Consider the following 23626-nt stretch of genomic DNA (forward strand, 5'->3'; position numbering starts at 1 on the left):
GTACTGGTACCGATCGGGAACTATAAGACGTGGCATGACCAAGACCATTGCCGTTCACGGCGCGACGGGCTCGCAGGGCGCGCCCGTCGCGGATGCCTTCATCGCCGCCGGCCACGTCGTCCGCCCGCTCACGCGTGCCACCGGCGCGGACCTCCTCGACCGCGCGTCGTTGGAAGCCGCGTATGCCGGCGCCGACGCCGTCGTGCTGCACCTGCCGATCGTCTACGACGAGCGCGTCGTCGCCATGGCCGACAACGCGGCGCGCGCGGTCGAGGCCGCGGGCGTGCGTCACCTCGTCCTCAACACCGGCGGACCGGCGCCGGGAGAGAAGACCGGCGTGCCGTTCCTCGACGCCCGCGTGCACGCCGCGGCCGCCGACGTGCCGCTCGTCACCGTGCTGCTGCCGACCGCGTACATGGAGAACCTCAGCGCGCCCTGGTCGGCCGAGCGCCTCGTGCGCGACGGGGTCGTCGCGTACCCGCTGCCGGCCGAGGCGCCGATGCCGTGGGTCGCCACCGCCGACGTCGCCGCGGCGGCCGTGCGCGCCGTGGAGGACGCGGTGACCGGCTGGTTCGCGCTCCCCGGCGTCCCGGTCACCGGGCACGAGGTCGCCGCCCAGCTGGGGGCGGTGCTCGACCGCGAGCTGCGCTGGGAGCCGATCGCCCCGCGCGAGTTCGGCGAGCGCCTGCGCCCGTTCCTCGGCGACCACGCGGCCGAGGGAACCGCGACGGTCTACGAGATGCTGGCGGCGGCGCCGCGCGGTCCGGCGCCCGATCCGGCCGCGGCACGCGAAGCGCTCGGCTGGGCGCCGCGCAGCGTCGCCGAGTGGGCGAGCGAGGTGTCCTGGCCGCTCGCGCGCACCGCGGCCTGAGCGCCGCGGCCAGGTCTATCGCTGGTCCGCGTAGACTCGCCGGTCGTGCCTGGGCCCAGCACGACCGAGACCTGGGACGCGTTCTTCAGCGACTTCTACCTGCGCGCCTACGCCGGTGACGCCCGCGACGAGAAGGCCGAGACCGACGCCCTCGCCGCGGCGAAGCTCGCCGGGGTCGAGCCGGGCGCGGACGTGGTTGACGTGCCGTGCGGGTTCGGCCGGCACACGCTCGCACTGGCCCGCGCCGGGTATCGCGCCGTCGGCGTGGACCGCTCCGGCACGCTGCTCGACGAGGCCCGCCGCCGCAGCGGAGGGGAGCGCTGGCCGAAGTGGACCCGCGCCGACTACCGCGACCTTCCCTTCGCCGACGAGAGCTTCGACGCCGCGTTCAACCTCTTCACGTCGCTCGGCTATCTCGGCGACGAGGAGGACACCAAGGTCCTGGCGGCGATCCGCCGCGTCCTGCGCCCTGAGGGCAAGCTCGTGTTGGAGACGATGCACCGCGACCGCCTCGTCACGAACTTCAGCGAGTCCGACTGGCACCTGATGGGCGAGGGACGCCTGCTGCTCGAACAGCGCACGTGGGACCCGATCACGGGCGTCGCGCAGTCGACCCAGACGCTGATCACCGGCGCGGGCGACCGCGAGACCCGCACGTTCAGCGTTCGTACCTACAGCGCGACGGAGCTGATGGCGATGCTCCACCGTGCCGGGTTCTCCGACGCCAAGGCGTACGGCAGCTTCATGGCCGAGCCCTTCACCACGAGCTCACGGCTCGTGATCGTGGCGACGCGCTAAATCGGGATTCCCCACAAGGGGAACCAGCGTTCGAGCTCGGGCTCGACCGGCAGGTCGGCGCCGATCTGGGCCTTGAGCCGCAGCTCGCGCTCGGAGTCGCGCTGCTGCGCGCCGCCGGCGGGGACGAACGGGTAGAAGCCGCCGCGCTTGTAGTTGTAGATCCAGTAGACCGGCTTGCCGCGGTTGTCGCGCAGGGCGAAGACTGCGCACAGCACCCGCTCGCCGTACCCGCCGCCCTGGATCGCCGTGGAGACCGCGTTGACGCCGACGACGAGGTCCTCCATGTCGTCGTCGGAGAGGATCATCCAGCGGTAGCCGAACTCGTCGTCGGTGGAGGTGACGACGGTGCCGGTCTCGTCGCCGGTGCCCTTCACGACCTCTTCCATGTCGCGCACGATGCCCTCGAAGTCGGCGGTCGCGAGCGGCTGGAAGACGATCGCCGCCTTGCCCGAGGTCTTCATCTCGAGCTCCAGCTCGAGCTTCACGTATGCGGTCGACATCGCGAACAGCCGGTCCGCGGCAGGCATCTTGATTTCACGCTTGCCGCGGAGGACGTCGAAGAAACCCATGACGCCAGGCTACTTGAGCTGGCCCTGCAACTGCGACTCCAGACGCTGAAGGGCGGCGATCCGCTTCTCCATCGGCGGGTGGGTCGCGAACAGGCCGCTGATGCCCTTGCCGACGCCCGCGGGGAAGATGAAGAACGCGTTCAGCTCACTTGCGGCGCGCAGGTCGCGCTGCGGGATCCGCGACATGCCGGACGAGATCTTCACCAGCGCGCTCGCCAAGGCGGACGGGCGACCCGTGATCAGCGCCGCGCCGCGGTCGGCGGCGAACTCGCGATAGCGCGACAGCGCCTGCATCAGCAGGAACGAGACCGCGTAGACGACGAGCGACACGAGGACCAGGACCATCGCCGAAGGGCCATCGTCGTCGTCGGACGAGGTGCCGCCGAAGAGGAAGCCGAACTGGACGATGTAGGCCGCGATCGTCGCGAAGAACGACGCGAGCGTCATCACCATCACGTCGCGGTTGATGACGTGGGTGAGCTCGTGGGCCATGACGCCCTCGAGCTCGGCCGGCGTCAGCAGCTCCATGATGCCCGTGGTGGCGCAGACGGTCGCGTTCTTGGGCGAGCGGCCGAGCGCGAACGCGTTCGGCATCGCGGTGTTGGCGACGGCGACCTTCGGCTTGGGCATGTCGGCCTGGATGCACAGCCGCTCGATCATCGCGTGCAGCTGCGGGGCTTCCTGCGGCGTGACGACGCGGCCGCCCATCGCGGCCAGGGCGAGCTTGTCGGAGGTGAACAACTGCAGCGCCGCCAGGCCGCCGACGACGACGACCATGATCAGCACACTGCCGGACGCCGCGAAGAGCACGCCGGCGAAGACGACGTACAGCGCGCCCAGCAGGAAGAACGTCAGCCCCATACGAAGCTGAAGTCCGGTGTCCTTGCCGAAAGAAGTGGGTCTGGGCATCACATGAAAGTTTGGCAGGCGCGCAAGGGGCCTTAGGAACTTTTACGGCCATCTGAAAGACCTGCACCGTGCAGGGATCCATGCAGAGCACGCCGTAGGTGTTGCCTAGAGTGCTCGCCCGCATGCGGCTTCGGCTCACGCTGCTCGTCCTGGTCACGAGCCTCCCCTTCGTTCTCTGGTCGGTCCTCCCGGTCGGCTCGTCCGCGCAGAACCCCGGGACGATCCAGAAGAAGATCGATCGCAGCCAGTCCCTGATCGGCGGCCACAAGGCCAAGGAGCGGGTGCTGACGACCGACATCTCCAGCCAGACCAAGCGGATCAACGACCTCCAGTCGGACATCACCCGCCTTTCGACGCGCCAGCAGACGTTGCAGACGAGCCTGGATCAGAAGCGCGCCCAGCTCGCCGTCGTCCAGCGCAAGCTCCGCGAGGAGCGCGCCCGCCTCACCCGCCTGCGCGCCCGCCTGCTGGTCGTCCGCCGCGCCCTCGCCGACCGCCTCGTCCAGCTCTACAAGGCCGACGCGCCCGACGCGATCACGGTCGTCCTGGAGTCCGACGGCTTCGCCGACCTGCTCAACCGCGCAGACTTCATGGAGCGCGTCTCGCGGCAGGACTCGAAGATCATGGGCGTCGTCGCCAGTGCCAAGACCGACGCGACGACGACCGCGAAGAAGCTCGACGGCCTCGAGAAACAGCAGGCGAAGGTCACCAAGGACATCCAGAACCAGCGCGACGAGGTCTCCACCGTCCGGGTCGGCCTCGTCGACCGCCGCGACCGCATCCAGACCGCCCGCTCGCAGAAGAACCAGCTGCTGGCGAGCTCGCGCGACCGCCGGCACAAGCTCGAGGACGACGTCGAGGTCCTGCAGAAGCAGCAGGCGAAGATCCAGGCCAAGCTCGCCGGCTACTCCGGGCCGATGACGTCCGGCCCGGCGAAGCCCGGCTCCGGCGGGCTGATCTGGCCCGTCAATGGCCCGATCACGTCGCCCTTCTGCGAGTCCCGAGCGTGGGAGTCCTGCCACCCGGGCATCGACATCGGCGTCCCGTCCGGCACGCCGATCCACGCCGCGGCGGCCGGCAAGGTCGTGCTGATGCAGTCCGAGGCGGCCAGCGGCGGCTACGGCAACTTCACCTGCATCCAGCACACGGGGTCGCTGTCGACGTGTTACGCGCACCAGTCGCGCTTCGCGACCTCGCTCGGCGCGCAGGTCAGCCAGGGCCAGGTGATCGGCTTCTCCGGCTGCACCGGGCGCTGCTACGGCGACCATCTCCATTTCGAGACCCGGGTCAACGGATCGGTGGTCAATCCGCTGAACTACCTGTGACGCCGCTAGCCTCGGAGCAGCGTTGCAGCCTGAACTTCACTTCTTCGGCCTGACGATCCAGAGCTTCGGCCTCTGCCTCGGCGCGTCGTTCCTCGTCGCGGGCTGGATGGTCGCCAAGCGCCTGAAGGAGCTCGGCCGCAACGTCGACTTCGCCTACGAGGCGGTCTTCGCCGCGCTGATCGGCGGGATCATCGGCGCGAAGCTCTGGTACATCGCCGAGAACGGCGGCCCGCTCTTCAGCGGCACCGGCCTGGTCTTCTACGGCGGCCTCTTCGGCGGCGCCCTGGCCGTCTGCGCCTGGGCCTGGTACCGGGGCGAGCTGGACCTGCAGCTCGCCGACATCGTCGCTCCCTCCCTGGCCGCCGCGTACGCGATCGGCCGGATCGGCTGCCAGCTGGCGGGCGACGGCGACTACGGCAAGAACTGGGACGGCCCGTGGGCGATGGCCTACCCGCACGGCACGGTCCCGACGACCGCCACCGTCCATCCCACGCCGATCTACGAGATCATCGTCATGGGCGGCTTCGCCCTGCTGCTCTGGCACTGGCGGGACCGCTGGCGCCCCGGCACGCTGATCGGGGTGTACGTCTTCGGCGCGGGCCTGGAGCGCTTCCTCGTGGAGTTCCTGCGCCGCAACAGCGACGCGGCCTTCGGACTGACCCAGCCGCAGCTCGTCTCCGTCGTGATGATGCTCGCCGGCGGGGCCTGGCTGGTCTTCCGGCGAGGCGCCGTGACGGCACCCGCAGCGCGCGCCGCCTAACCTCCCCGGCCGTGCTGTACCCGCAGGACTCCCAGATCGCTGGCGGACGCCTGTCGATCGGCGGCTGTGACGCGCAAGACCTCGCGCGCGAGTTCGGCACGCCCGCGTACGTCGTCGCCGAGGAGGATCTCCGCTCCCGCGCCCGGGAGTTCACCGCCGCGATGGGCGACGGCGAGGTCGTCTTCGCCTCCAAGGCCTTCCCCTGCACCGCCGTCCTGCAGGTGTTCCACGAGGAGGGGCTGAGCGTCGACGTCGCCTCCGGCGGGGAGCTCGCGCTGGCCCGCAAGGCCGGGTACACCGGCGAGCGGATCGTCTTCCACGGCAATGCCAAGTCCGCCGCCGAGCTGCGGGCGGCGAGCGAGGTCGGCGCCCGGATCGTCGTCGACAACTTCGACGAGCTCGACAAGCTCGAGCGCCTGCAAGCGCCCGTCGAGGTGCTGATCCGGGTCACGCCCGGCGTCGTCGCCGACACCCACGCCGCGATCCTCACCGGTCACGCGGGCTCGAAGTTCGGCTTCAGCCTCGCCCAGGCGCCGGAAGCGATCCAACGGCTCACCGACGCGCCGTGGGCGGACCTGAAGGGCCTGCACATGCACATCGGATCCCAGCTGTTCGACCTCGAGCCGTGGCGGCTGGCGGTCGAGGCGATCGCCACGCTCGGGACCTTCGGCACCTACGACCTCGGCGGCGGCCTCGCGGTGGCCTACACCCACGACCGCCAACCGCCCACCGTCGCCCAGTACGTCGAGACGATGAAGGCCACCGCCGACGAGCTCCTCGGCCCCGGCAAGACCCTGTCGATCGAGCCCGGCCGCGCGCTGGTGGCCACCGCCGGCGTGACGCTCTACACGATCGAGTCGGTCAAGGACGTCGACCTCGAGGACGGCGCCGTCCGTTTCGTCGCCGTCGACGGGGGCATGTCGGACAACATGCGCCCGATGCTCTACGACGCGCCCTACGACGCCGACCTCGCCCACCGTGTCGGCGAGCCGGGAACGCCGTGCACCGTCGTGGGCAAGCATTGCGAGTCGGGCGACGTCCTGATCCGCGAGACCACGCTCCCCGATCCCAAGCCCGGCGACGTGCTCGCCACGCCCGTCACCGGCGCCTACGTGTACGCCATGGCCAACAACTACAACGGCGTCCCGCGGCCGCCCGTCGTGTTCTGCTCAGGCGGCAGCGCACGGCTCGTCGTCCGCCGCGAGACCTACGAGGACCTGTATGCCAGAGACGTATAGGGTCGGCCTGCTCGGCCACGGCACCGTCGGCGCCGCCTTCGAGCAGCTGCTCGCGGAGCGCGCCGACGCGATCGCCCACATCACCGGCTACCAGCCGCAGGTCACCGGCGTGCTCACCCGCTCGCGGGGCGACTTCGACGAGATCCTGGCCAACTCGGACCTGATCGTCGAGCTGATCGGCGGCATCGAGCCCGCGCGCGACTACGTGCTGCGCGCGATGCAGGCGGGCAAGCACGTCGTCTCCGCCAACAAGCTCCTGCTCGCCACCTACGGCGAGGAGCTGTGGAGCTGTGCGCGCTCCAACGAGGTCCAGCTGCGCTTCGAGGGCGCGGTGGCGGGCGTCGTGCCGGTCATCCGCGTGCTCCAGGAGTCGCTGGCGGGCGCCCACGTGGAGCGCATCCACGGGATCGTCAACGGGACGACGAACTTCATCCTCACCGAGATGGCCCGGGCGGGTGCGACCTACGAGGGCGCACTGCAGCGCGCGCAGGAGCTCGGGTACGCCGAGGCCGACCCGACCGACGACGTCACCGGCCGCGACGCCGCCGCGAAGATGGCGATCCTCGCCCGCCTGGCCTTCAGCACCCCGGTCCACCTCGACCAGGTTCCCTACGAGGGCATCGAGCACATCACGGCCGAGGACGTCGCCTACGCCCGCGATCTCGGGCTGGGCCTGAAGCTGATCGGCACCGCGGAGCGGGTCGACGGCGGCATCTCCGTCCGCGTGCACCCCGCGTTCCTCTATCCCGGCCACCCACTGGCCAGCGTCAACGGCTCCTTCAACGCCGTCACGATCGAGTCCGACGCGATCACCGAGATCACCCTCTCCGGCCCCGGGGCGGGCGGCGCGCAGACCGCCAGCGCCGTGCTGGGCGACGTGATCAGCGCGATGATCCCGCCCGCTTCGACGCCCGAGACGAGCGAGGCGCTGGCGATCGTCGAGGACGTCGAGAACGCGTTCTACCTCTCGATGGAGGTCGACGACCAGCCGGGCGTGCTCGCCCAGGTCGCCGAGGTGCTCGGCATGCAGGGCGCGTCGATCAAATCGGTCCTGCAGCGCGGGATGGACGGCCACGCGCGGCTGACGATGGTCCTGCACCCGCTGCTGGAATCGCGGTTCTACGGCGCCGTCCAGCTCGTCTCGCGGATGGCGTTCGTCCGCTCCCAACCCCGCGCGATCCGGGTCATCGAAGAGGAGTTCGAGTAGTCATGGGTCTCATCACGCGCTATCGCGAGCGGTTGCCGTTCGCTCCGGGAGACCCGGTCGTCTCGCTCGAAGAGGGCTCGACGCCGCTGGTGCTCGCCGAGCGGGTGTCCGAGCGCGCCGGCGTCGAGGTGTGGCTGAAGCTCGAGGGCGCGAACCCCACCGGCTCCTTCAAGGACCGTGGCATGACCTGCGCGGTCTCGGACGCCGTCCGCAACGGCATGGAGGCCGTGATCTGCGCCTCCACGGGCAACACCGCCGCGTCGCTGGCGGCCTACGCCGCCCGCGCCGGGCTGCGCGGGGCGGTGATCGTGCCCGAGGGCAAGATCGCCACCGGCAAGCTCGCCCAGGCGCTGATGCACGGCGCGAAGGTGATCGCGCTGCGCGGGAACTTCGACGAGGCGCTCAAGCTCGTGCGCGAGCTCTGCGAGCACCACCCGATCGGCCTCGTCAACAGCGTCAACCCGTTCCGCCTCGAAGGCCAGAAGACCGCCGCGTTCGAGGTCCTCGACGAGCTCGGCGAGCTCGACGCGCTGTGCATCCCGGTCGGCAACGCGGGCAACGTGACCGCGTACAACAAGGGCTTCGTCGAGATGGGCGTGCGGCCGCGGCTGTTCGGCTTCCAGGCCGAGGGGGCGGCGCCGCTGGTCCACGGGGCGCCGGTCGCGAACCCGGAGACGGTCGCGAGCGCGATCCGGATCGGCAACCCCGCGCGCTGGGAGGAGGCGATGGAGGCCTTCACGTCCTCCCGCGGCGCCGTCAGGGCCGTCTCCGACACCCAGATCCTCGACGCCTACCGCTTCCTGGCCGCCCACGAGGGCGTGTTCTGCGAGCCGGCATCGGCGGCCTCGGTCGCCGGGCTGCTGACCCACGGGGTCGACGGCGCCGAGCGGGTCGTCTGCGTCCTCACCGGGCATGGGCTGAAGGACCCGCAGACCGCGCTCTCGCAGGCGGGCGCCGTGGTGCCCTGCGAGCCGCACATCGCCGCGGTCGAAAAAGCCGTCTTGGGTTGAACCGCAAGCGGACAGTCCGCGTCCCCGCGTCCTCGGCCAATCTCGGCCCGGGGTTCGACGTCATGGGCGCGGCGCTGGACCTGCACATGGAGGTCGACGTCGTCGAGACCGGGAACTTCGCCGTCCACACCGACCTCAAGATCGCCCGCGATCGCCGCAACCTGATCGTGCGCGGCTTCGCGGCGCTGCACCCGGTCGACGGCTTCGAGTTCACGATCCGCTCGGACATCCCGCTCTCCGGCGGCCTTGGGACGAGCGCGGCGGCGATCGTCGCCGGCCTGGTCGCGGCCGACTCGATCTTCGAGCTCGGCGCCGATCTGCTGGCCGAGGCGACCCGCCTGGAAGGGCACCCGGACAACGTCGCCGCGGCGCTGCTGGGCGGCTTCGTGCTGTGCACCAACTCGCATGCGGAGCGCTTCGAGCCGCCGCCCAACCTCGAATGCCTGCTCGTCGTGCCTTCCCAGGCCGTGCGCACGCAGAAGGCGCGCGAGGCGCTCCCGTCGCGGATCCCGGTCGCCGACGCCGTCTTCAACATCGCCCACGCGTCGCTGCTGGTCCTGGGTCTCGCACAGGGGGACCTGAGCCTCATCTCGCGCGGGCTGGGCGACCGCATCCACCAGCCGCGCCGCGCCCACCTCTACCCGCGGTCGTGGGAGCTGGTGCAGTCCGCGCGCGACCTCGGCGCCCTCGGCGCGACGATCTCCGGCGCCGGGCCGACCGTCCTGGTGTGGTGCGACTTCGAGTCCACCAGCACGGTGGCGGAGCGGCTGCAGGAGCTCGTCGCCGACGGCTGGGCCGAAGTCCACCGCGTGCCGTTCACTCCCACGGGGGCCGAAGTCCGCTCGTTGTGATCGTCCTGCTGCACGGGTTCATGGACTCGCCGCACACGTGGGACCTCGTGCGGCCGTACCTGCCCGACGACGTGCTCACGCCGGCGCTGCCCGGCCACCTCGGCGGCCCGCCGCTGAACGGCGACCTCGACCTCGCGGCGCACGTCGAGCGGGTGATGGACGCGGCGGGGGTCGAGCGCGCCCACATCGTCGGCAACTCGCTCGGCGGCTACCTCGCGCTGGTGCTGGCCGCGCGGGGGAGAGCGGAGTCCGTGGTCGCGCTCGCGCCCGCCGGCGGGGGCGATCACTCCGAGACGCTGGCGCTGCAGGAGCGCCTCGCGGGGGTCGCGGGCGTGGCGGGAACGGGCCGCGCGAGGGTGCCGCTGCCGGTGGAGATCACGCCCGCGGTCGCCCGCCGCGCCACGGCGCTCCTCACCGTCCGCTACGAGCATCTCCCGCCTGAGGCGATCGCCTATCTCGTGGCCGGCGCCGCCGCCTGCGACGCCGCGCCGCTGCTCGCCGACGCCCGCCAGCACGGCTGGCCGCTGGATACCGCGAAGGTCCGCTGCCCGGTGCGGGTCATCTGGGGCCTCGCGGACCAGCTGCTGCCCTGGCCGGCGTCCGCGGAGGGCTACCGGCGCTCACTCGACGCCGAGTGGGTCGAGCTCGACGACGTCGGGCACGCGCCGCAGCTGGACATCCCGCTCGAGACGGCTCAGCTGATCCTGGGCTTCACGACCGCGCGGATCGCGTCGAGCAACGGGCCTTCCTCGTCGCCCTTCTCGAGGTAGCCGTCGGCGCCCTCGCCGACCGTGCCCTCCTGCATCAGCCGGACGTAGCCCGAGTAGACGATCACCTTGACCCCGGGCACGGCGTCGCGGATCGCCAGCAGCAGCGTGTCGTCGCCGGGCCGCCCGAGCGTGTCGAGCAGCACGACGTCCGGTCGCGCTCCCGGGAGCGCGGCGAGCGCGTCGGCGGCGGTGTGCGCCTCACCAACATGCTCCATGTCGTCGTGCTCGGCGAGCCAGAAGCCCACAAGGCGCGTGAACGCCGCCGAGTCATCACAGTGGAAGACGCGGATCCCCATCGAGGGGCGTCAGTCTACGAAAGTCGAGCGCGAGCGTCTGCGCGCCCGATTCGCTCCAGCACCTCGGCGGCCAGAAGCTCGTAGTCAGCCCCGAGATCCGGGCGATAGTCCAGGATCGAGAGTGCCTTCTCCGCCGATTCGGCGTACGCGATCGAGGACCGGATGACGGTCTCGAACACCCGCTCGCCGAACGCCTCCTTGAGTTGCGTGAAGGCGTCCTGGGAGTGCTTGGTGCGCATGTCGGCGATGTTCATCAGCACGCCGAGCACCTGCAGATCGTCGTTGTAGTACTCGCGGGCCTGCTCGATCACCTCGAGCGCGCCGTTGACGCCCTGCATGGCGAAGTACTGCGCCTCCGAGGAGACGATCGCCCAATCGGCCGCCACGAGGCCGTTGACGGTCAGCAGACCGAGCGCGGGCGGGCAGTCGATCAGGACGATGTCGTAGGCCTTGCGGGCGTCTCTGAGCGCCTTCTTGAGCACGACCTCGCGGCCCATCTTCCCGCTCAGCGAGCGCTCGACCTCGGCGAGGTTGAGCGTCGCGGGGACGATGCCGCCGTCGTAGGTCGCGTCCTTGACCTTCGCGTCGCCCGACAGGACGTCGGCGATGCTCGGCGCGGCGTCCGGCGGAACGTCGAAGTAGTCCGACAGGTTGCCCTGCGGGTCGAGGTCGACGGCCAGCACCTCGAGGCCGACGCGCCGGAGCACGTCGGCCAATGTGCGGACGGTCGTCGTCTTGCCCGTGCCGCCCTTGAGCGACAGGACCGCGATCGTGTCTGCGGCCATTGCGGCCGCAGACTACTTACTCGGCCAGCGCTTTCGGCCGGCCGACTGTGGGTGTGGACACAGTGTCCAAGAAGAACAGCGTGTGCCGGCCGATCGTGAGCTCGTCGCCGTCCACCAGCGGGCTCCACTCGACGCGCCGGCCATTGACCGAGATCCCGTTGAGCGAGCGGTCGTCGAGGACACGTACCCCGGTTTCCTCGTTGGCGATCAGCGCGTGACGGCGCGAGACCGTTGCGTCGTCGAAGCGCACGTCGGCGGCCAAGGACCGGCCGATGCGCGTCCACTCACGGCTCACGGCCGCCACGACGATGCGGTCGTCCTGCTCGAACGCGAGATAGCGCCCGGGGGCGGTGAGACCCGCTCTGGTCTCCTCCAGCCATGCCGGAGGCTCCCGCCTGGCCGAGAGGTCGAGCGCGCCCGCGCCGATACCCGGCAGTGTGCCGGTGGTCTGGGCGTCATGGTCGAATCGTGGGTCCATCAAGACTGCTTCCTCCCTGGGTCCGACTGACCCCTCCGCTCAGGAAGCATAAAGCTCCGAGGGTGGGGCTGCGACCCCAATTGGCTCTCGTCTTGCACAGGCAGGGGAGGACGACCCCCCGCCGAATTCCGGACTCATGCCCCAGCTCTCGGTTCTCAAACCCTTCGGGCCTCCCGAGCTTTCCTTCGTGCGTTCGAGCATGCGCGCCCTGAAGGGCACCGCCGAGGGCTGCGAGGGCTGTCATCGCACCCCGCTGATGGGTGAGACGGTCTACTTCTACGCCGAGCGGATGGTCTGCGAGCTGTGCCGTCCGCTGCGCGACGACACCCCGACGCGCAGCGAGGTCGTGCACTCCGCCGAGCACGAGCTCACCGTCAGACGGCGAATCGCGGCCTGAACGGACTATTCTGCGGGGTCGAAATGGACCCCGTGACCGCACACGTCGTGATCGACCGGCCTCGTGAAGAGGTCTTCGACTATCTGGCCGACATCGCCAATCACCCGGAGTTCTCCGACCATTACCTGACGGAGTGGCGGCTGACCCGCGTCGATTCGGTCGGCCGCGGCGCCGGTGCCCGCTTCAAGCTCGAGACGCGCGACCGCTTCGCCTGGGGCGACATGACCTTCATCGAGGTCGAGCGGCCGCACAAGATCGTCGCCGCGGGTCGCGAGGGGAAGTTCAACCGCAACAAGACGTGGACGACGTGGACGCTCTCGCCGTCGGGGAAGGCCACGCGGGTGGAGGTCTCAACCGAGTCCGAGCCGGCGCTGATCACCGACAAGTTCATCGAGGCGGTCTCGCGCCGTCGCGGGTGGACCAAGCGCGGCCTCCGCAAGGCGCTGAGCCGGATGCAGTCGATCCTCGAAGAGGACATCGACCGCGGCAAGCGCGCCACGGTCGGCGGGCTGTAACCTCCGCCGCCAATGTTGCGCAAGCTCGTCCTCCTCGCATGCGTCGCCGTCTTCGTCGCCGGCTGCGGGTACAAAACGGCCGTCACCACGATCGCCGAGACCGAAGGCGTCTACGTCGACGTCGCCGGCTTGACCTACCAGATCCAGCTGTCGCGCTACCTGAACCCGGGCGACGTCGAGGACAAGCAATACCTCCAGGGCCTTCCGCCGGGCGTCAGCCCCAATCTGCCGGGCGACGAGATCTGGTTCGGCGTGTGGATGCGCGTCAAGAACTACTCGGACGTCCCACTCATGCCGACGGACACGTTCGTGATCACCGACACCGAAGGCAACAAGTACGAGCCGGTGCCCCTGGACAGCGCGACGAACGTGTTCGTCTACGACCCCATCCTGCTGCAGCACGCGCAGGTCCTGCCGACGCCCGACTCCGCCGCGTCGAGCGGTCCCATCCAGGGCTCGCTGATCCTGTTCCGCCTGAAGACCACCTCGCTGCAGAACCGCCCGCTCAAGCTCTCGATCGAGCATGAGGGCGCGGAAAGCGCCGAGGTCGACCTCGATCTCTAGCTCAGCGCGGCTTTGAGGACGGCACCCGCCGCGGGCGCGGCGGTGTCGCCTCCGGTGCCCTGTCCGACGAGCATCACCGCGACGGCGATGCTCGGCTTGCTGTAAGGCGCGAAGGCGACGAACCACGCGTCGGTGTCGGTCGTGTCGTCCTCGGGCGGCGGGGTGTTGGGATCGGCGAGCTCGGGCGCCGGCTCCTCCTTGACCGTGGTCCGCAGCTCGGCGGTCCCGGTCTTGCCCGAGACCTTGATCCCGGGGAGCGCGGCCGCGCCGCCGGTGCCGTCGGTCACGACCGTGCGCATGTAGCTCTTGATCGTGCGGGCGACGGACTTCGAGGTCGCGCGCACCCGCTCGGGGTCGGCGCCCTTGAGCAGCGTGGGCTTCGGGCGCATCCCGTCGGCGCCGATCGTCGCGGCCACCAGCGCCATCTGCAGCGGCGTCGCCAGGACCTTGCCCTGGCCGATCGCCGAGGAGCCCACGGCCAGGTCGTCGCCGATCTCGCCCGCGGCGGGGATCGTCGAGCGGGCGGCGCCCGCGACGAGCGGGTCCTCGTTGAAGCCGAACTTCTGCGCGGTGGCGACGAGCTTCTCGGCGCCCAGCTTGGCGCCCAGCGGCGCGAAGACGCTGTTGCAGGAGTGCGCGAAGGAGAGCTCGAGCGAGCCGCCGCAGGACTCGCCGTTGGCGTTCTGGACCTCGACGCCTTCGATCGTCGCCGCGTTCTGGTACTGGAAGGTCGCGCTGCGCTTGGCGATCTTGTTCTGCAGCACGCCGGCGAGGGTGACGATCTTGAAGGTCGAGCCGGGCGGCTGGGGCGCGGAGGACGCGATCCCGGCCAGCGCGAGCACCTCGCCGGTCTGCGGGGAGACCACCGCGATCCCGCCGTAGCGCCCGGCGAGCGCCTCGACCGCCGCGCGCTGGATCTTCGTGTCGATCGACGTGCGCACGGCTTCGCCCTGCTTGGCCCGCACGTTGGCGAGCACGCGCTTGCCGGCGAACAGGATGCCGCCGGGCGTGCCGGTCAGGCGCTCGTCGAACTCGCGCTCGAGGCCGGTCAGGCCGACCGCCGCGCCCTTCGGGACGCCCCGGGCCGCGAGCTCCGCCGCGCGGGCGGGCGGGGCGGGGCCGACGGTGCCGGCGATCTCGCTCGCCAGCGGTCCGAGGTCGGACAAGCGATCCGGGCCCTTCGCCAGCGGGGTCCCGTCGCGCGCCTCGATCGTGGCGCGCGGCGGCAGCGACGTCTCGCGCCGCAGCTTCTCGCCACGCCGCAGGCCGGGGTAGACCAGCTCGGCGCGCCAGTCGACGCCCGGATCGGCGTCCTTGCGGTCGCCCATCGGGAGGACCAGCGTGCCGCGCAGCGTCCCGAACAGGCGGGTGTCGAGCGCGATCGGGATCGTCGTGTCGTCGACCACTCGGCCCGCCCTGACCTTGGTGAGCGTCAGCGTGTCCGCGGCCTGTTTGTAGGTGCGCTGCAGCCGCGCCTCGCTCGTGCGCTGCTTGGCGTCGTCGCTGAGCAGCGCGTACATCGCCTTCTCGTCACCGCGCGACCAGGCCTCCGCGAAAGCGGTTGCGGTCTTGCGCTCGGCCGGGACGTGCCCGGCGCCGAGCGCGACGCCCGCGATCAGGGCGACGAGCGCTGTTGCCGCGAGTGGGGCGAAGCGGCGGGGGTCGGCGATGGCGTGCCGGCGTCGGCGCGGACGCGAGCGGGGCGTGCTGCTGGTCAACGAACTGGATCGTACGTGCCCGCCGGTACGCTCGGTGCTACGTGACGGGCATCGACTGGCTGATCGTGGGGGTCGTCCTGCTGCTGGCCCTGTTCGGCTGGGCGCAGGGATTCGTCGCAGGAGCGCTCGCGCTGGCCGGGTTCGCGGTTGGCGCGTACGTGGGCACCCGGCTCGGCCCGCTGCTGCTCGATCAGGGGCGGCGCTCCCCCTGGTCTCCCGCCTTCGGCCTCGTCGGAGCGCTGATCGCGGGGATGGTCTTCGCGCTCGGATTCGAGGGGGTGGGCGCGCGCTTGCGCGGCCGGGTGTCCTCGCCCGCCGCAACCGCCGTCGATGGTGCGTTGGGTGCCGTTCTGACCGCCGTCGTCGGGCTCGGGATCACGTGGGTGCTGGGCGCCCTGGCGCTCGCCAACGGCGGCGAGGCGCGGCGCGAGGTCCAGCGCTCCACGATTCTGCAGCACCTCAACACGGTGCTCCCGCCGTCGAGCGGGCTGATCGAGGCGCTGGCGCGGCTGGACCCGTTCCCGCGCATCGACGGCCCCGAGGCGCGCGTTCCGGCGCCGACCGCGGGGATCGCTCGCGCGGCGGGCGTCGTGGCCGCGGCGGACTCGGTGGTGAAGGTCCTCGGCAGCGCCTGCGGGCTGGGCGTCGAGGGGTCCGGCTGGGTGGCGGGCCCGGAGCTCGTCGTGACCAACGCGCACGTGGTCGCGGGGCAGAAGGACACGCGGGTGCTGCTGCGGGGGCGCCAACCTGGAATCGACGCGCAGGCGCTCGCCTTCGACCCCAAGAACGATCTCGCCGTGCTGCGGGTTCCAGGTCTGAAGGCGGACCCGCTGCAGATCGTGCAGACGCCGAAGTCGGGCACGTCGGCGGCGATCCTCGGCTTCCCGGGCAACGGGCCGTACGACGTGCGCGCGGGGAGGATCGGGGCGACCCGCGAGGTCATCACGCAGGACGCCTACGGGCAGGGCCCGGTGCGGCGCTCGATCACCTCGCTGCGCGGCGCAGTGCGCTCCGGCAACTCCGGCGGGCCGATGGTCGATTCGCAGGGGCGGGTGGTCACGACGGTCTTCGCGGCGACCACTTCCGGCCCGCGCGGCGGGTTCGGCGTGCCCAACGCGCAGGTGCGTGCGGCGCTCGAGAAGGCGTCGCACTCTTCGGGCGTCTCCACTGGACCCTGCACGGGGTAGCGCTACCCTCCCGGCGCGAATGGGGAAGATCCTTGTCATCGCCGAGAAGCCGTCCGTAGGCCGGGACCTGACCAAGGCCCTGCCCGGCGCGTTCGCCAAGCACGAGGGCTATCTCGAGTCCGATTCCCACGTCGTGACGTGGGCGGTCGGGCACCTCGTCCAGCTCGCCGAGCCGGACGAATACGACGCCAAGTACAAGAAGTGGCGCATGGCCGATCTGCCGATCGTGCCGCCGAAGTTCAAGCTGGTGGTGCGCGACGAGCGCTCGCGCAAGCAGATGTCCGTCATCACGCGCATGCTCAAGCGCGACGACGTCGACGAAGTCATCAACGCCTGCGATGCCGGGCGCGAGGGCGAGCTGATCTTCGCCTGGACGTTCGAGAAGGCGGGCGCGAAGAAGCCGGTCCGCCGGCTGTGGCTCTCCTCGATGACGTCGAAGGCGATCAAGGAGGCGTTCTCCTCTCTGCGGCCGGCCTCGGAGTTCGAGCTCCTGGAGCAGGCCGCGCGGTCGCGCTCGGAGGCGGACTGGATCGTCGGCATGAACGCGACGCGCGCGGCGACGATCCGGCTTCGGTCGTCCTTTGACGGCGCGGTGTCGTTGGGGCGGGTGCAGACGCCGACGCTGGCGATCATCGCGCGCCGCGAGGAGGAGATCCGGGCGTTCGTGCCGGAGCCCTACTGGCTGGTCGATGCGACGTTCGAGCCGGTTTCCGGCGATTCGGGGCGTCGCTATGTGGGGCGCTTCCACGCGGGTGCGCACCCGCGGCTGAAGACCGCCGAGGAGGCTTCGGCGATCGTCGCGGCCGTCGAGGGCGGCTCCGGCGAGATCACCAAGCTCGAGAAGACCACGCGCCGCGAGAAGGCGCCGCTCCTGTACGACCTCACGTCGTTGCAGCGGGAGGCGAACACGCGCTTCGGGTTCTCCGCGCGGCGTACCCTGGCGGCGGCGCAGCGGCTGTACGAGGAGCACAAGGTCCTCACGTATCCGCGTACGTCGTCGCGCTTCCTGCCGTCGGACATGATCGGCGAGATCAAGCCGATCGCGTCTTTGGTCGGGACGCACAAGGAGTACGCGCGGGCTGCCGCGTACGTGACCGGGCTCGACGTCCTGCCGCTGGGTCGCGTGATCAACGACGCGAAGGTCACCGACCATCACGCGATCATCCCGACCAATTCCGAGCACAAGCTCGACAAGCTCTCAGACGACGACCGGCGCGTCTACGACATGGTCACGCGGCGCTTCCTGGCCGTCTTCCACCCGGACGCGGTGTTCGAGAACACGCGGCTGGAGACGACGGTTCTGGAATACGTGTTCCGGACGTCCGGGCGGGTGCTGATGGAGGCCGGCTGGCGCGGCGTCTACGACGAGGCGGGTCTGGACGAGGCCAAGGCCTCCGACGACGACGAGAACGACAACCAGACGCTCCCCAAGCTCGAGAAGGGCGAGAACGTCTCGGTGCGCGAGGTCGCCTCCCAGGAGAAGGTCACCCAGCCGCCGCGGCGCTACTCCGACGCCTCGCTCCTGGGCGCGATGGAGACCGCGGGCAAGCTCGTCGACGACGACGAGCTGCGCGAGGCGATGAAGGACTCCGGCATCGGCACCCCCGCCACGCGGGCGGCGATCATCGAGCGCCTGATCGACGTGGGCTACGTCGAGCGCGACGGTCGCTCGCTGGTCTGCACCGAGAAGGGCCTGGGCGTGATCTCCTTGCTGGACGACCACGCCTTGACGTCGCCCTCTTTGACCGGCGACTGGGAGCACCGGCTGTCGCGGATCGAGCAGGGCGAGGAGGCGCGCCAGCGCTTCATGGCCGACATCGCCGAGTTCGCCGGCGCGACGGTCACCACCCTGGACGAGAAGCTCAAGGACATCCGGATTCCGCGGGCGAACATGGGCCCGTGCCCGGTCTGCGGTCACGACATCGTCGAGAACCGCAAGGGCTTCTCCTGCTGGGGCCGCGAGGACCCGGGCTGCGGGTTCGTCATCTGGAAGAGCAAGGCGGGCAAGACCCTCGCGCCGGCCGTCGCCCGCGAGCTGATCTCCAAGGGCCGGACGGAGAAGGCGGTGACCGGCTTCAAGGGCCGCTCGGGCCGCTCCTTCCGCGCGAAGCTCGCGTTGATGCAGACCGAAGAGGGCCGCTGGCGCGTCGAGTTCGACGAGCCGTGGGCCCGCGAAGGCGCCAAGCCCCCCGAGGGCGAAGACCCGGCGCCCGCCGCGACCGCCGAGGCGGGCGGCTCCGCAGTTTCGGCACAGTCCGAAGCCGCTTAATTCGCAAAGCCGTGTAGATCCGTCACAGGCCGGAGCGAAATGCTCCGGCCATGTCGCCCAAGTGGTCAGAAAACGTTGTAGAGCAACGTTTAGGGACCACTCCCGACGAACGAGCCGCGCGACTTGCCGCCGGTCAATGGGGCGTCCTGCATCTCGACGAGCTGCTCGACTGCGGTTTGACCCTCGAGGCGATCCGAGTGCGGGTGCGGCGGGCCACTCTCCACCCCCTTTACCGGGCTGTTTTTGCTTGGGGCCACCACAACATCCCGACCGAAGGGCGATGGCTGGCGGCGGTGAAAGCGTGTGGACCGTACGCGGTCCTGTCCCACTACTCCGCCGCGGCGCTCCGTGAGCTGGTGCGCTGGGACGGGCGGCCGTTCGAGATCACGGCTCCGTCGAAGCACCGTCATCCCCGGATCAAGGCCCATCGCTCCAAGAACATCGAGCGCGAGATTCTCAAAGGGATCCCGGTGACGCCGAAGCTCCGGACCGTGATCGACCTCGCGCGCGTCGCGGAGGAGCCGGTCGTCAAGCGCGCGCTCCGCGCGGCGAAGTTCACCGCCGCCGAGCTCGAGCAGCTGCCGAAGTCGATCCTCGACCTCGGCGCCGCACCCACGCGGAGCCCGCTCGAGGACCGGGTCCACGACTTCGTCGTGCGCTCAGGCCTCGAACCCCCGCTCGCCAACCCGGTCTACCGCCTGCCCGGGAGGACCGTGTTCCCGGATCTCTATTGGCCGCAGCACCGGTTGATCGTCGAGGTCGACAGCGTGCAGTGGCACGACGATCCGCTCGCCCGCGCGGACGATGCTCAGCGTCAGGCCGAGCTTGAGGCTGCGGGTGAACGCGTCCTGCGGGTCACGAGCGCGGACATGCGTAACCCGCGCCTCGTTCTCGCGCGGCTCAAGGCCGCGGGGGTGAAGGAGGCTTAGGGGGTCGGCTCGGCGTCCGCCGAGCGGGGCGCGTGGCGGTCATCCCGCGGGGCGGGGAGCTCGGCGCGGGTGCTCGGCGGGCGGATGAAGGCGTTCCAGATCGCCGAGATGCCCTGGACCATGGCGACCACGACCTCGGCGAACGGGGAGATCGGGCTCTGCTGCGTCTCGTCGGGCGTCAGCGTTTCGACCTCCGGCGGCAAGCCCGGACCCTCGCCGTGCGTCCACGTCACATAGAGCTCGTGACTGCCGACCACGTGCGCCACCTCGGTGGCGAGGGCGACATCCGTGTCTGTGTGGGCGGCGGGGAGGTGCAGGGTCGGCATCACTGCCTCCGGAGAGGTTCCTTATGGACAAAAGGCAGGGTCGCAACTCTTAACGCCCAGTGCCGTCCAACATTCGTCCAGCGGACGTTTGTGGCGCAACGTGCGGGAGCAAGGGCCGGCCGCGACGATTCCAGCCGACCCGCGCGCGACCCTATGAGGTCCGCCATGCCCCTGACGCTGATCACCGGTCCCGCCAACGCCGCCAAGGCGGGCGCCGTCCTGGAACGCCTGCGCGCGTCGATCTCGCGCGATCCGGTGCTCGTCGTGCCGACGTCCGCCGACGCCGCCCACTACGCCCGCGAGATCGCCGGGGCGGGGCTGGTCTTCGGCGCCGACGTCACGACCTTCCCGCGGCTCATCCGCGACATCGCCCGCGCCGCCGGCGTCCGCGGCAAGCCGCTCGGCCGTCTCGCCCGTGACCGCGTCGTGCGCGCGTCGATCCGCGACGTGGAGCTCGCCGTGCTGGCCGCTTCGGCCAAGAGCCCGGGCTTCGCCGACGCGCTGGGTGACTTCTTCGCCGAGCTCCAGCGCTCGCTCGCCTCCCCGGGCCGGTTCGGCGCGGCCGTGCGGGCGTGGCGCGAAGCGGGCACCGCCCCACCGCACGCGGCGGAGCTCGCGGCGCTCTACTCGGCCTATCACCGCCGCCTGGACGCGTTGGGCGCCCTCGACGCCGACGGCCTCGCCCGCGCCGCGCTGGAGAAGGTCCGCGAGGGCTACAGCGGCGGCCCGCTGCTCCTCTACGGCTTTGACGATCTCACCCCCGCCCAGCTCGATCTCGTCGAGCAGCTCGTCCGCCACACCGACACCGACGTCACCGTCGCGCTGAGCTACGAGCCCGGCCGCGCCGCCCTCGCGGGCAGCGCCGCGACGGTCGAGCTGCTCAAGCCGCTCGCCCGCGAGCACGTGATTCTCGAACCCCGCTCGGAGCACTACGCCCCCAGCGCCCGCGGCGCGCTGCACCACCTCGAGCGCTCCCTGTTTGAGCCGGAACCGGCCGTCGTAGCGCCCAACGGCGCCGTGCGGCTGCTCGAAGCCGGCGGCGAGCGCGCCGAGGCCGAGCTCGTCGGCGCCTCCGTCCTCGAGCTCCTGCGCGACGGCATGGCGCCGGAGGACATCGCGGTCCTCGTCCGCTCCAACGCCGACCTCTTCGCCCAGGTCCTCGCGTCCTACGGCATCCCCGTCGCGCGCGATCGCCGCACCCCGTTCGCGCACACCCGCCTCGGCACCGGCGTCCTGGCCTTCGCCCGCGCCGCCCTCGGGGGAACCGCGAACGACGTCGTGACGTGGCTGCGCACCCCGGGGAAGCTGGGCGAGGAGGCGGGCGCCGTGCGGCCCGCGGCGGGGGCCGACGAGCCGCCCATCGCGGCGGCGGACGACCGGGCCGCGCGGGCGGGCACGCCGTCGGCCGACCGGCTCGAGGTCCAGGTCCGCCGCCACGCGGCGCGCACGGCCCGCGACGCGCGGTTCCACTGGCAGCGGCTCGGCGGGCGTGACCTGACAGAGCTCGACGCTCTCGCCGCCGCGGCCGAGGAAGGCGTCGCGCCGTTCCTCACCGCGCTCCTCGCCGAGGCCGAGGCGATCTGGACCGCGAAGCACGTGCGGCGCGCGGACGTGCTCGACCCGGACGCCGAGGCCGACGCGCGCGCCGCCCGCGAGCTGCGGGCCGCCACGAAGGAGCTGATCCGGCTCGGCGAGCAGGACCCCGCGCTGGCGGGGAGCCCGAGCGAGCTGCTCGACGCTATCGGCGGCATCGAGGTGCGCGAGACGGCGCCCGTCGAGGACGGGATGCCCGGCGTGCTGCTCGCCGACCCGCTGGCGATCCGCGCCCGGCGCTTCCGTGGGATCCTCGTGTGCGGGTTGCAAGAGGGCGAGCTGCCGCAGCGCCCGCAGCCCGAGCCGTTCCTCGACGACAGCGCGCGCTTCGACCTGGCGGTCGCGTCGGGACTCGTGCTCCCGCGCCACGAAGCGACGCTCCCGCGCGAGCGGTCGCTGTTCTACGCCTGCGTCTCGCGGCCTGAGGAGGCGCTGTTCCTCAGCTTCCGCAGCAGCGACGAGGAGGGCGGCCCGCAGCAGCCGTCGCCGTTCCTCGACGACGTCCGCGCGCTCTTCACCGACGCACTCTGGGAGGACCGCGGCCGCCGGCTGCTGGCGGAAATCACCTGGCCGCCGGCCGAGGCGCCCACGCCCCACGAGCTGCGTCGCGCGCAGGCCGCGGGCGGCGAGGCGCCGGACCCGGCCCCGCTGCAGGCGCCGAGCGACCAGCAGGTACTGACGCTGCTCGCCGCCCGCGATCGCGAGTCCGCGCGCGGGCTGGAGACGTTCGCGACCTGCCCGGTCAAGTGGCTGATCGAGCATGTGCTCAAGCCCGACCCCGTCGACGCGGACCCGTTGCCGATGCAACGCGGCTCGCTCGCCCACGAGGTCCTCGAACGGACGCTGCAGGGGCTGAAGGAGCGGACGGGCTCGGCCCGGCTCACACCCGCCTCGCTCGCGGACGCGCTCCAGGAGCTGCACGCCGCGATCCAGGCGCTGCAGAAGGCCTCCAAGACGACGGCGGGGAAGGCCGCGGCCCGCGCGCTGGAGGTCGATCTGGAGCGCTACATCCGCCACGAGACCGCGACCGGTGCGGGCTTCGAGCCGACCCAGCTGGAGTGGAGCTTCGACGACTACATGCTCGACGGGGTCGCGGTGAGCGGGCGGGTGGATCGCGTGGACCTGCGCGGCAACCAGGCGATCGTGCGCGACTACAAGGGCCGCACCGTCTACGCGGGTGCGCGCTGGGCGGAGGACGGGCGCATCCAGGCCGCGCTCTACGCGCTGGCGGTGCGCGAGCACCTCGGGGTCGAGATCGTCGGCGCGCTCTACCAGCCGATCGGCACCGCCGACCAGCGCCCGCGCGGCATCGTCCGCGAGGGCATCCCGGGTCGCTACGTCAACGGCGACGTGACCGATCAAGCGACACTGGAGGAGCGGCTGCAGGACTCCCGCGCGATCGCCGCCCAGGCCGCCGCAGGCCTGCGCGCCGGCCGGATCGCGCCCTGCCCCGACCGCTGCGGCTACCAGGGCGGCTGCGCCCACCCGGGGATCTGCCGCGCCGCATGACCGCTCGCCGCTGGACCCCCGAGCAGCGCGCGGCGATCGACGCCCGCGGCCACTCCTCCCTGCTCACCGCGAACGCCGGCTCCGGCAAGACCGCCGTGATGGTCGAGCGCATCGCCTCAGCGATCCGCGACGACGGCCTCGCCGTGAACGCGATCCTCGCGCTGACCTTCACCGAGAAGGCCGCGGGCGAGCTGGCCGAGCGGCTGCGACGGCGCCTGACCGAGCTGGGGGAGGACGAGCACGCCCGCGCCGTCGACGGCGCGTGGATCGGCACGATCCACGGCTTCTGCGCGCGGCTCCTGCGAGCGCAACCGCTCGCCGCGGGCCTGGACCCGCATTTCGAGGTGCTCGAGGCGACGTCCGCCGAACGCCTCGCCGAGACCGCGTATGAGGAGGCACTCGAGACGTGGGCGCGCCGCCACGGCGCCGACGCGATCGACCTCGCTGCCTCCTATGGCCCCGCCCTGCGCGACCTGGTCCAGGGCGCCTACGCGAGCCTCCGCGCCCGCGGCCACGCCCGCCCGCGACTGGTGATCCCGCCGCCCCCGCGCGTCCCGGACCCGACGACCCTGGCGGCGACCCGCGAGGCCGCGCTGGACGACCTCCGCCTGGCCGGCGGAGGCGTCCGCGTGACCGCGGCGAGAGAGGCGCTCGAGCAGTGCCGCGAGGTGCTGGACGCGGCGCGCGAGAGCGCCGCGCACGCGGCGGGCGGCGGGCCCGCGGCGGCCGGTGGCCTCGGCTCGGCCGCGCCG

Annotated in this window: 24 protein-coding genes; 17 read left to right on the forward strand and 7 right to left on the reverse strand. The window is 71.5% G+C overall.

Features of this window, described 5'->3' with window-relative positions:
- Nucleotides 1-34: 34 nt before the first annotated feature.
- Nucleotides 35-871: an SDR family oxidoreductase gene (locus OM076_RS26640; protein ID WP_270043144.1), complete on the forward strand. Its 837-nt coding sequence runs from the start codon at nucleotides 35-37 to the stop codon at nucleotides 869-871.
- Nucleotides 872-916: 45 nt separating this feature from the next.
- On the forward strand, nucleotides 917-1669 hold the full coding sequence (locus OM076_RS26645; protein WP_270043145.1) for a class I SAM-dependent methyltransferase: 753 nt from the start codon (nucleotides 917-919) through the stop codon (nucleotides 1667-1669).
- On the opposite strand, the gene pspAB is transcribed toward OM076_RS26645, so the two are convergent.
- Together pspAB and htpX are read right to left on the reverse strand one after the other, a co-directional pair.
- A complete protein-coding gene (gene pspAB / locus OM076_RS26650; RefSeq protein ID WP_270043146.1) occupies nucleotides 1666-2238 on the reverse strand; it encodes a PspA-associated protein PspAB in 573 nt (190 codons plus the stop codon). The genes OM076_RS26645 and pspAB overlap by 4 nt on opposite strands.
- A gap of 9 nt (nucleotides 2239-2247) precedes the next feature.
- On the reverse strand, nucleotides 2248-3147 hold the full coding sequence (gene htpX / locus OM076_RS26655; protein ID WP_270043147.1) for a zinc metalloprotease HtpX: 900 nt from the start codon (nucleotides 3145-3147) through the stop codon (nucleotides 2248-2250).
- A gap of 122 nt (nucleotides 3148-3269) precedes the next feature.
- Here htpX and OM076_RS26660 point away from each other — a divergent pair, with 122 nt between their 5' ends.
- Genes OM076_RS26660 through OM076_RS26690 form a run of 7 tightly spaced genes read left to right on the forward strand, consistent with a single transcriptional unit; the run spans nucleotide 3270 to nucleotide 10308 of the window.
- Nucleotides 3270-4472, forward strand: coding sequence for a murein hydrolase activator EnvC family protein (locus OM076_RS26660; protein WP_270043148.1), 1203 nt, complete (start codon nucleotides 3270-3272; stop codon nucleotides 4470-4472).
- Between the two features lie 22 nt (nucleotides 4473-4494).
- Nucleotides 4495-5232 (forward strand): prolipoprotein diacylglyceryl transferase, encoded by a 738-nt coding sequence (locus OM076_RS26665; RefSeq protein WP_270043149.1) that lies wholly within the window; start codon nucleotides 4495-4497, stop codon nucleotides 5230-5232.
- Between the two features lie 11 nt (nucleotides 5233-5243).
- Nucleotides 5244-6470 carry a diaminopimelate decarboxylase gene (gene lysA / locus OM076_RS26670; RefSeq protein WP_270043150.1) on the forward strand — a complete coding sequence of 409 codons (1227 nt, stop codon included), beginning with the start codon at nucleotides 5244-5246 and terminating at the stop codon, nucleotides 6468-6470.
- A complete protein-coding gene (locus tag OM076_RS26675) occupies nucleotides 6454-7677 on the forward strand; it encodes a homoserine dehydrogenase (RefSeq protein WP_270043151.1) in 1224 nt (407 codons plus the stop codon). The genes lysA and OM076_RS26675 overlap by 17 nt, the downstream gene beginning before the upstream one ends.
- Nucleotides 7678-7679: 2 nt before the next feature.
- Entirely contained in the window at nucleotides 7680-8687 is a 1008-nt protein-coding gene (gene thrC, locus OM076_RS26680) for a threonine synthase (protein WP_270043152.1), read from the forward strand.
- Nucleotides 8684-9538 (forward strand): homoserine kinase, encoded by an 855-nt coding sequence (gene thrB, locus OM076_RS26685; protein ID WP_270043153.1) that lies wholly within the window; start codon nucleotides 8684-8686, stop codon nucleotides 9536-9538. Before thrC ends, thrB begins: the two co-directional genes overlap by 4 nt.
- Nucleotides 9535-10308: an alpha/beta fold hydrolase gene (locus OM076_RS26690; RefSeq protein ID WP_270043154.1), complete on the forward strand. Its 774-nt coding sequence runs from the start codon at nucleotides 9535-9537 to the stop codon at nucleotides 10306-10308. The genes thrB and OM076_RS26690 overlap by 4 nt, the downstream gene beginning before the upstream one ends.
- Here the strand turns inward: OM076_RS26690 and OM076_RS26695 are convergent.
- Genes OM076_RS26695 through OM076_RS26705 form a run of 3 tightly spaced genes read right to left on the reverse strand, consistent with a single transcriptional unit; the run spans nucleotide 10233 to nucleotide 11867 of the window.
- Nucleotides 10233-10604 carry a response regulator gene (locus tag OM076_RS26695; protein ID WP_270043155.1) on the reverse strand — a complete coding sequence of 124 codons (372 nt, stop codon included), beginning with the start codon at nucleotides 10602-10604 and terminating at the stop codon, nucleotides 10233-10235. The genes OM076_RS26690 and OM076_RS26695 overlap by 76 nt on opposite strands.
- A gap of 14 nt (nucleotides 10605-10618) precedes the next feature.
- The gene (locus OM076_RS26700; protein WP_270043156.1) at nucleotides 10619-11389 is read right to left on the reverse strand and encodes a ParA family protein; all 771 of its coding nucleotides are present in this window, start codon (nucleotides 11387-11389) and stop codon (nucleotides 10619-10621) included.
- A 16-nt stretch (nucleotides 11390-11405) separates the two neighbouring features.
- Nucleotides 11406-11867: an FHA domain-containing protein gene (locus OM076_RS26705; RefSeq protein ID WP_270043157.1), complete on the reverse strand. Its 462-nt coding sequence runs from the start codon at nucleotides 11865-11867 to the stop codon at nucleotides 11406-11408.
- A 199-nt stretch (nucleotides 11868-12066) separates the two neighbouring features.
- Here OM076_RS26705 and OM076_RS26710 point away from each other — a divergent pair, with 199 nt between their 5' ends.
- From OM076_RS26710 to OM076_RS26720, 3 genes are read left to right on the forward strand one after another with little or no spacing between them, the layout of a single operon-like run.
- Nucleotides 12067-12264 (forward strand): hypothetical protein, encoded by a 198-nt coding sequence (locus OM076_RS26710; RefSeq protein WP_270043158.1) that lies wholly within the window; start codon nucleotides 12067-12069, stop codon nucleotides 12262-12264.
- A 23-nt stretch (nucleotides 12265-12287) separates the two neighbouring features.
- Complete coding sequence (locus OM076_RS26715) at nucleotides 12288-12779, forward strand: SRPBCC family protein (protein ID WP_270043159.1); 492 nt, start codon at nucleotides 12288-12290, stop codon at nucleotides 12777-12779.
- A gap of 12 nt (nucleotides 12780-12791) precedes the next feature.
- On the forward strand, nucleotides 12792-13343 hold the full coding sequence (locus OM076_RS26720; protein ID WP_270043160.1) for a hypothetical protein: 552 nt from the start codon (nucleotides 12792-12794) through the stop codon (nucleotides 13341-13343).
- On the opposite strand, the gene OM076_RS26725 is transcribed toward OM076_RS26720, so the two are convergent.
- On the reverse strand, nucleotides 13340-15061 hold the full coding sequence (locus OM076_RS26725; RefSeq protein ID WP_270043161.1) for a penicillin-binding transpeptidase domain-containing protein: 1722 nt from the start codon (nucleotides 15059-15061) through the stop codon (nucleotides 13340-13342). The genes OM076_RS26720 and OM076_RS26725 overlap by 4 nt on opposite strands.
- Before the next feature lie 41 nt (nucleotides 15062-15102).
- Between OM076_RS26725 and OM076_RS26730 the strand changes: the two genes are divergently transcribed.
- From OM076_RS26730 to OM076_RS26740, 3 genes are all read left to right on the forward strand, one after another.
- A complete protein-coding gene (locus tag OM076_RS26730; protein ID WP_270043162.1) occupies nucleotides 15103-16248 on the forward strand; it encodes a MarP family serine protease in 1146 nt (381 codons plus the stop codon).
- A gap of 19 nt (nucleotides 16249-16267) precedes the next feature.
- Complete coding sequence (locus tag OM076_RS26735) at nucleotides 16268-18517, forward strand: type IA DNA topoisomerase (protein ID WP_270043163.1); 2250 nt, start codon at nucleotides 16268-16270, stop codon at nucleotides 18515-18517.
- A 293-nt stretch (nucleotides 18518-18810) separates the two neighbouring features.
- Nucleotides 18811-19446, forward strand: a complete 636-nt coding sequence (locus tag OM076_RS26740) for a DUF559 domain-containing protein (protein ID WP_270043164.1) — start codon at nucleotides 18811-18813, stop codon at nucleotides 19444-19446.
- On the opposite strand, the gene OM076_RS26745 is transcribed toward OM076_RS26740, so the two are convergent.
- On the reverse strand, nucleotides 19443-19772 hold the full coding sequence (locus OM076_RS26745; protein ID WP_270043165.1) for a hypothetical protein: 330 nt from the start codon (nucleotides 19770-19772) through the stop codon (nucleotides 19443-19445). The genes OM076_RS26740 and OM076_RS26745 overlap by 4 nt on opposite strands.
- Nucleotides 19773-19937: 165 nt before the next feature.
- Here OM076_RS26745 and OM076_RS26750 point away from each other — a divergent pair, with 165 nt between their 5' ends.
- Entirely contained in the window at nucleotides 19938-22874 is a 2937-nt protein-coding gene (locus tag OM076_RS26750; RefSeq protein WP_270043166.1) for a PD-(D/E)XK nuclease family protein, read from the forward strand.
- Nucleotides 22871-23626, forward strand: a 756-nt coding sequence (locus OM076_RS26755) for a UvrD-helicase domain-containing protein (RefSeq protein ID WP_270043167.1), incomplete at its 3' end; no start/stop codon positions are given. The genes OM076_RS26750 and OM076_RS26755, both read left to right, overlap by 4 nt.

The sequence above is a fragment of the Solirubrobacter ginsenosidimutans genome, assembly GCF_027587205.1.